The following is an 8,445-nucleotide window of genomic DNA, read 5'->3' on the forward strand; positions in this document are numbered from 1 at the left end:
TCTACAAGAAAAGTTATAAAGCGTGTTTATTTAATATAGACACGCTTTTCTTATAAATTTAATTTAGATAAACTAACTTTACAATATCAACTAAAAAGCATAAATTAAAATTTGGATGTTTAAAAAATTAGCCTTCATCGTATTCTTAACTACATTGGTGCTTTGCTGTTCTCAAAAAAATAATTCAGCAGCAGTTACAAAAGTGAAAATGGGAGATCCTAATGATTTGATAAACGAAACGAGTCCATACTTACTTCAGCATGCCTATAATCCAGTACATTGGAAAGCATGGAATGATGAATCACTAAAACTTGCAAAAGACGAAAATAAACTAATTATTATTTCTGTAGGATATTCTGCTTGTCATTGGTGTCATGTTATGGAGGAAGAAAGTTTTGAAAACGACTCTGTTGCTAAACTAATGAATGAGAATTTTATCAGTATTAAAGTTGATCGTGAAGAACGACCTGATGTTGATCAAATTTATATGAATGCGGTTCAACTTATGACTGGAAGTGGTGGATGGCCTTTAAATTGTATTGCATTACCAGATGGAAGACCTGTTTTTGGAGGCACATATTTTACAAAAGACCAATGGACAAAAATTTTAAAAGAGATCTCCAGTTTGTATGAAAATGATCCTGATAAAGTTATTGCTTACGCCGAACAACTTACAGAAGGCGTAAAAAATTCAGACCTCATTACAGTTAATAAAGAAAATGTTCAATTCAATCCAGATGCACTAGTAACAATAGTGAAACAATGGAAATCATCTTTAGATTTTCAAAATGGTGGACAAAAAAGAGCACCTAAGTTTCCAATGCCTAGTAATTTGAGTTTTTTATTACGATACAGTTTTCAATATGATAATAAGGACCTTCAAGAATTTGTACTTACTACTTTAGATAAAATGGCTAATGGTGGTATTTATGATCAGATAGGAGGAGGCTTCTCAAGATATTCTGTTGATAAGAGATGGCATGTTCCTCATTTTGAAAAAATGCTTTATGATAATGCGCAATTAGTTAGCCTCTACTCAAAAGCTTATCAACTCACCAAGAATGAATCGTATAAAACAGTGGTCATCGAAACTTTAGATTTTGTTGATAGAGAATTAACTCAGGATGATGGTGCATATTATTCTTCTTTAGATGCCGATAGTAAAACTAAAGAAGGCGAACTAGAAGAAGGTGCATTTTATGTTTGGACCAAAGAAGAGCTACAAGCAAAATTAGGTAATGATTTTGAGATGTTCAAATCATATTATAATATCAATGCTACTGGGAAGTGGGAGAACAATCATTACATTTTATACAAAACGAAAACTGATGATGAGTTTTTGCAGACATTCAGTACGACTAAAGAAGAGCTAAACAAAAAGATTTTAGGTTGGAAAACGAAACTGATTAAATTAAGAAACACTAGAGAAAGACCTAGAACAGATGATAAAGTATTAACATCATGGAACGCTCTAATGCTAAAATCATATATAGATGCCTATCGTGTTATTGGAGATAAATCTTATTTAGAAAAAGCGATTAAAAATGCCACATTCATAAAAGAGAACCAAATCGACGGCGATGGCTCACTGTTTCATAATTACAAAAACGGAAAAAGTACCATTGAAGGGTTTTCTGAAGATTATGCACAAACGATTTCCGCATTTATAGAATTATATCAGGCTACTTTAGATGAAAGCTGGTTGAATACAGCTAAAGATCTTATGGACTATAGTATAGCTCATTTTTCAGATGAAAAAACAAATATGTTTTATTTCACTTCAGATTCTGAAACAAGTTTAATTACAAGAAAAATTGAAGTTATAGATAATGTTATTCCGTCTTCCAATTCGGTTTTAGCTGAAAGTTTATTTAAGCTAAGTCATTATTATTCGAATAATAAATACGCAGAAACAGCAAAACAGATGTTAAGCAATATTAACTCACAAATTGAAAGGTCACCATCAGCGTATTCAAATTGGCTAACATTATATTTAAATTACTCTAATCCATATTATGAAGTTGCTATTTCAGGAACTAATGCATTAGAAAAGTTAAATGAAGTCCATACTTACTATTTGCCTAATATTTTAATTGCTGGATCAACCAGTGAAAGCGAATTGGCAATTATGGAGAATAGATTTATTGAAGACGACACCTATATTTATGTATGTGTTAATGGTGCCTGTAAATTACCTGTAGAGAGCACAAAAGAAGCTGTAGAGCAATTATCTAAGTAATAAACTCTTTGATAATTTGTTTGAATAGAATTATATTAATGGTCATCATATTATTGGTAAGACCGAGTTAATTTAAAAAAAATGGTAACATTAAAGCACCTTGCAGAACAATTAAACGTGTCGGTATCAACTGTTTCAAAAGCACTACATGATAGTGAAGAAATTAGCCCAGATACGATTAACCGTGTTAAAGCATTAGCTAAGTTTTTAAATTATAAACCTAATAAACTTGCCGTAAGTTTAAAAAGCAGTAAAACGAATACTATTGGAGTTATTATACCCAATATATTAAACCATTTCTTTGCAAAAGCGCTTTTTGCGATAGAACAAGAAGCGACTAAACAGGGGTATAATATTATTACTTGTGTCTCTAATGAGTTGCAGTCTAAAGAAGTTAATAGTCTTCAATTATTATCTAATGGAAGTGTCGATGGGTTTATCATGTCTATTGCTGAAGAAACACAAATTTCTAAAAATTTAGATCATATTAATGAAATACTAAATCAAAATGTTCCAATAGTATTATTTGATAGAGTTTCAGATAAAATTAATACTGATAAAGTAATTGTTGATGATTTTGATGCAGCTTATCAAGCTACTAAACACCTGCTTACTGAAAGACGACAACACATCGTTCTAATTAGCGATATAGGCGAATTAAGCGTTGGAAAATTAAGAATTAACGGATATCTTGAGGCCTTAAAAGAAGCCAAGGGGTATAAGGCTGAAGCATTAGTAATTGCTATTGGAAAAGATGGCTCTATTGAAGAAAGTATAGATCAACTTTTTAAAACTCATAAATCTATCGATGGAATAATAGCAATTGATAATATTTCTGGAGTGGTTGCGCTTCAAAAGGCTTTAAAACTGAATTACAATGTACCTGAAGATTTATCAATAATTGGCTTCTCAGATGAAAATGTTCTTCAGTTTACAGACCCAAAATTAACTACAATATCTCAACATACCATGGATATAGGTAAAGCTTCTGTTGAATTATTGATTAATCGTTTAAAAAATAAAACGACAACAGATTCAGTAATAAAGACCATAAAAACGAAACTGCAATTGCGTGGTACAACCAAATAAATGTGCATGCTATTTGCTTTTTAAAAGCGCACTTTATCACATAAATAAAATTACTTCGGTAATAACTAGTTTCTAATTATATTTTATAATTAGTTTTGTGTTAATGGATGTCACACAAATTTTAGGGTATTTTGGCGCACTAATAATAGGTGTAGTTCTCGGACTCATTGGAGGAGGAGGCTCTATTCTAACCGTTCCAATTTTTGTATACTTATTACTCATTAACCCAGTTACAGCAACGGCGTATTCGCTTTTTGTTGTTGGTGTATCATCTGCATTTGGTGCATTTCAGAATATAAAAAAAGGCCTAGTAGACTTTAAAATCGCCATCGTTTTCGCTATTCCTGCATTCATTGGTGTATATGTAACACGACGGTTTTTGGTACCTGCAATTCCTTCAGAAATTGGAACTTTCGGGAATTTTGTACTCACAAAAAGCATAGCCATTATGGTGTTTTTTGCTATCATCATGTTGTTGGCATCAGTATCGATGATTAGAAAAAGTAAACTAAATAAAAGCGTTGCTACCGAAGCTGTAAAATTTAACTATCCCTTAATTATCTTAGAAGGTCTTGTTGTGGGTTTAATAACCGGAATTGTTGGTGCTGGAGGTGGATTTCTAATCATACCAGCTTTGGTGTTGCTTGCTAAACTACCAATGAAGAAAGCAGTTGCTACATCTCTTCTAATTATTGCAGTTAAATCGCTTATTGGCTTTATTGGAGATGTCGAAAACTTAGATATCGATTGGATGTTTCTTTTAAGCTTTTCGGCTATTTCTATTATTGGTATTTTTATAGGCACCTACTTTTCCAGTCGTATAGATGGTCACAAACTAAAAAAAGGTTTCGGTTGGTTTGTGTTATTTATGGGGATTTATATCCTTCTTAAAGAGTTATTGTAATATGAAAAATCTCAATGGTACTTACTGGGACAGCCGTTATAATAATAATGACGAACCTTGGGATTTAGGCGAAGTGTCTCCACCAATTAAAGCATATGTTGATCAATTAACTAATAAGTCTTTACGGATTTTAATTCCTGGAGGTGGAAACTCATATGAAGCAGAATACTTATTCAACAGTGGTTTTAAAAATGTTTTCGTTGTTGATGTTTCTAAAACGGCATTGGATAATATAAAGAATAGAGTTCCCGACTTTCCTTCTGAGCAGTTAGTGCATCAAGATTTCTTTAAGTTTAACATGATTTTCGATCTCATTTTAGAACAAACATTCTTTTGTGCTTTGAATCCCGATTTGAGACCACAATATGTTTCTAAAATGAATGATTTACTTTCTGAAAATGGTAAGTTAGTTGGTTTGCTATTTAATGTCCTTTTGTTTTCAGATCACCCACCATTTGGAGGTTCTAAAGAAGAATATATAGAAAAATTTAATTCCTTTTTTGATATTTTATTAATGGAGGAAGCTTATAATTCCCACATAACAAGAGTAGGTAGAGAGTTGTTTTTTAAGTTGAAAAAAAATTCTGATCGAATCATCTGATTAACCAGTGCAGCAATGGTGAAAGTGTTGTATTGGTGAGATATTATTTAAGGGATCCTAACTTATTAGTTATTGGCTTTGGTAGGTGTTTTTGTGCTTTATATTCCATATTTGGGATTAGTACATGTAAAGTGAAAAAGTGAAATTTACGACAAGCAGTGATAAGAATAATACGAACACAAAAGCATAAAATATTATTATTTATGAGTTCTCTTTGACTTTATATTCTTATCTTTAATTCATCCCATACGATTAGTAGCAAAAATTTTATAACAACCAATTAACTTAGGTATTATGTATTGCTACAATCATTTTTTAAAATTTAAGGATTTCCTTTTTCTTATAGCTTTCTTTTGTTTTACTACTATTAGTAATGCTCAATTGCCAGTTGGATATACTGATTCAGAAGTTCAATCAAATTACAATACTATAATGGGTGTTGTATTTAATCAAGATGGAACTCAAATGTTCGTTTGGGAAAAACGAGGACATGTTTATGTTTCTAATTGGAACGGTTCAATTTATGTCAAACAAGCAACTCCTGTTTTAGATATTTCTGATGAAGTAGGAGATTGGAGAGATTTTGGATTTGCAAGTTTTTGCCTTGATCCTAATTTTGATACCAATGGTTTGGTCTATATGTATTATATGGTAGATAGGGAGCATTTATTGAATTTTGGTACTCCAAGTTATAATCCAAATGATGATGATTACTATGAAGCATCCATTAGTCGTGTAACCCGCTATCAACTTAATATTGGGAGTAATCCATTAACAACTAATTATAGTTCAAGAGCCGTTCTTCTGGGAGAATCGGTTTCCTCAGGAGTCCCGTTGACACATGAGTCGCATGCCGGAGGCACAGTTATTTTCGCTACTGACGGTACACTTTTAGTTTCTACAGGTGACAATGCTAGTTATCTTTCAGTTGATATTGGAAATGATGATGATACCTACTTTCAACAAGCAATAGATGATGGTATTTTGAGACCAGAAGAAAATGTAGGAGCATTTCGAAGTCAGATGCCGACATCACTTTGTGGTAAAGTATTACGTCTCGATCCTGGTACTGGAGATGGTATACCATCGAATCCACTTTACGAAGGTGGAAACCCACGTTCGCCAAAATCTAGAATGTGGGCAATGGGATTACGTCATCCGTTTAGAATGTCCATTCAACCAGGAAGCGGAAGTACTAATCCTAATGATGGAGACCCAGGAATTATTCAAGTTGCGGATGTCGGTTGGGGGACATGGGAAGATTTGCATATTTTCGATAAAGGTGGTTTAAATGGAGGTTGGCCTTTGTACGAAGGTTTAACCTTGCATAATGGTTATTATAATAGTGGAGCGACCAATCCAGATGAAGGAAATATACTATTTGTTAATAATTGTCCGCAACCAACATCGTTTAATGATAGTCCTGTTGCTTCAAATAGACGCTTTGTTCATGACAGACCAGAAGTTGCTTGGAGACATGGTGGTGCTAGTAATACTGAAGCACGTGTTCCTTGGTTTAATGGTACAACACCAACAGAACCTCGTGTTGGAAGTTCTCAATCTCCTACTTCTGGCATAGAGTTTAGAGGTAATACTGCAATAGCCGGTGTTTATATTCAAGGTGATGCCCTTGGAAGTAGTATGAAGGGGAAGTATTTATTTACGGATTATATTAGAAACTGGATTAATGTTGCGACACTTACTGATGGCTCATTGAACTGGATTAGTGATATTTCTGAATTAGCGCCAATTAACTTTGGTTTTGGTATCGTGCATATGATGCAAAACCCGTTGGATGGTTTTGTCTATTATGTTAATATTAACGATGGAACACTTCATAGAATTTCATTTGTTGGTCCAACATGGAATGATGAACCTGTTGATATAACTTTACAATGTGATGCTATTGCTAATCCTAATGATGAATTTAATAGTTGGCTGACTAGCTTTGCAGGTACTGTTTTATGTGGAAATGTAACCCTTACAAATAATAATACGGGATTAAATATGTCATGTGGTTCTGCCGTATCTGAAACGGTTATGTTTACACTTTCTGATGAATGTGGAAATGAAATTACTAAAGCTGCAACATTTACTATTGAAGACAATGGTGATCCAACCTTCAATGGAACTTTACCAGCAACTACAGTAGTAGAATGTGATAACGTTCCATCGGCCGAAACATTAACAGCCACCGATACTTGCGGAACGGCAACCGTTTCATTCAACGAAAGTACAGCATCAGGATTGTGCTCTGGAGATTATACGATTACCAGAACTTGGACAGCAACCGACGAATGTAGCAACCAAACTGTTCACGTGCAGACCATAACGGTTGAGGACAATGGTAATCCAACCTTCAATGGAACTTTACCAGCAACTACAGTAGTAGAATGTGATAACGTTCCATCGGCCGAAACATTAACAGCCACCGATACTTGCGGAACGGCAACCGTTTCATTCAACGAAAGTACAGCATCAGGATTGTGCTCTGGAGATTATACGATTACCAGAACTTGGACAGCAACCGACGAATGTAGCAACCAAACTGTTCACGTGCAGACCATAACGGTTGAGGACAATGGTAATCCAACCTTCAATGGAACTTTACCAGCAACTACAGTAGTAGAATGTGATAACGTTCCATCGGCCGAAACATTAACAGCCACCGATACTTGCGGAACGGCAACCGTTTCATTCAACGAAAGTACAGCATCAGGATTGTGCTCTGGAGATTATACGATTACCAGAACTTGGACAGCAACCGACGAATGTAGCAACCAAACTGTTCACGTGCAGACCATAACGGTTGAGGACAATGGTAATCCAACCTTCAATGGAACTTTACCAGCAACTACAGTAGTAGAATGTGATAACGTTCCATCGGCCGAAACATTAACAGCCACCGATACTTGCGGAACGGCAACCGTTTCATTCAACGAAAGTACAGCATCAGGATTGTGCTCTGGAGATTATACGATTACCAGAACTTGGACAGCAACCGACGAATGTAGCAACCAAACTGTTCACGTGCAGACCATAACGGTTGAGGACAATGGTAATCCAACCTTCAATGGAACTTTACCAGCAACTACAGTAGTAGAATGTGATAACGTTCCATCGGCCGAAACATTAACAGCCACCGATACTTGCGGAACGGCAACCGTTTCATTCAACGAAAGTACAGCATCAGGATTGTGCTCTGGAGATTATACGATTACCAGAACTTGGACAGCAACCGACGAATGTAGCAACCAAACTGTTCACGTGCAGACCATAACGGTTGAGGACAATGGTAATCCAACCTTCAATGGAACTTTACCAGCAACTACAGTAGTAGAATGTGATAACGTTCCATCGGCCGAAACATTAACAGCCACCGATACTTGCGGAACGGCAACCGTTTCATTCAACGAAAGTACAGCATCAGGATTGTGCTCTGGAGATTATACGATTACCAGAACTTGGACAGCAACCGACGAATGTAGCAACCAAACTGTTCACGTGCAGACCATAACGGTTGAGGACAATGGTAATCCAACCTTCAATGGAACTTTACCAGCAACTACAGTAGTAGAATGTGATAACGTTCCATCGGCCGAAACATTAACA

Annotated in this window: 5 protein-coding genes; all 5 read left to right on the forward strand. The window is 35.1% G+C overall.

The annotated features are described in order from the left end of the window. The first annotated feature begins 115 nt into the window (after nucleotides 1-115). The gene (locus tag V7719_RS13240) at nucleotides 116-2,239 is read left to right on the forward strand and encodes a thioredoxin domain-containing protein (RefSeq protein ID WP_335730400.1); all 2,124 of its coding nucleotides are present in this window, start codon (nucleotides 116-118) and stop codon (nucleotides 2,237-2,239) included. Between the two features lie 81 nt (nucleotides 2,240-2,320). Continuing rightward, nucleotides 2,321-3,328 carry a LacI family DNA-binding transcriptional regulator gene (locus V7719_RS13245; protein WP_335730401.1) on the forward strand — a complete coding sequence of 336 codons (1,008 nt, stop codon included), beginning with the start codon at nucleotides 2,321-2,323 and terminating at the stop codon, nucleotides 3,326-3,328. Nucleotides 3,329-3,431: 103 nt separating this feature from the next. Next, nucleotides 3,432-4,232: a sulfite exporter TauE/SafE family protein gene (locus V7719_RS13250; protein WP_335730402.1), complete on the forward strand. Its 801-nt coding sequence runs from the start codon at nucleotides 3,432-3,434 to the stop codon at nucleotides 4,230-4,232. A gap of 1 nt (nucleotide 4,233) precedes the next feature. Further along, nucleotides 4,234-4,833 (forward strand): methyltransferase domain-containing protein, encoded by a 600-nt coding sequence (locus V7719_RS13255; protein ID WP_335730403.1) that lies wholly within the window; start codon nucleotides 4,234-4,236, stop codon nucleotides 4,831-4,833. 294 nt (nucleotides 4,834-5,127) lie between these two features. Next, nucleotides 5,128-8,445: PQQ-dependent sugar dehydrogenase (locus tag V7719_RS13260; RefSeq protein WP_335730404.1), on the forward strand; the 3,318-nt coding region annotated here is incomplete at its 3' end.

Source organism: Psychroserpens sp., assembly GCF_036960315.1.
Classification (GTDB): domain Bacteria; phylum Bacteroidota; class Bacteroidia; order Flavobacteriales; family Flavobacteriaceae; genus Psychroserpens.

What these genes read in the sequence shown, in the direction of transcription:
- V7719_RS13240 (WP_335730400.1), top strand. Translation starts at nt 116, where the DNA reads ATGTTTAAAAAATTAGCCTTCATCGTATTCTTAACTACATTGGTGCTT.
- V7719_RS13245 (WP_335730401.1), top strand. Translation starts at nt 2,321, where the DNA reads ATGGTAACATTAAAGCACCTTGCAGAACAATTAAACGTGTCGGTATCA.
- V7719_RS13250 (WP_335730402.1), top strand. Translation starts at nt 3,432, where the DNA reads ATGGATGTCACACAAATTTTAGGGTATTTTGGCGCACTAATAATAGGT.
- V7719_RS13255 (WP_335730403.1), top strand. Translation starts at nt 4,234, where the DNA reads ATGAAAAATCTCAATGGTACTTACTGGGACAGCCGTTATAATAATAAT.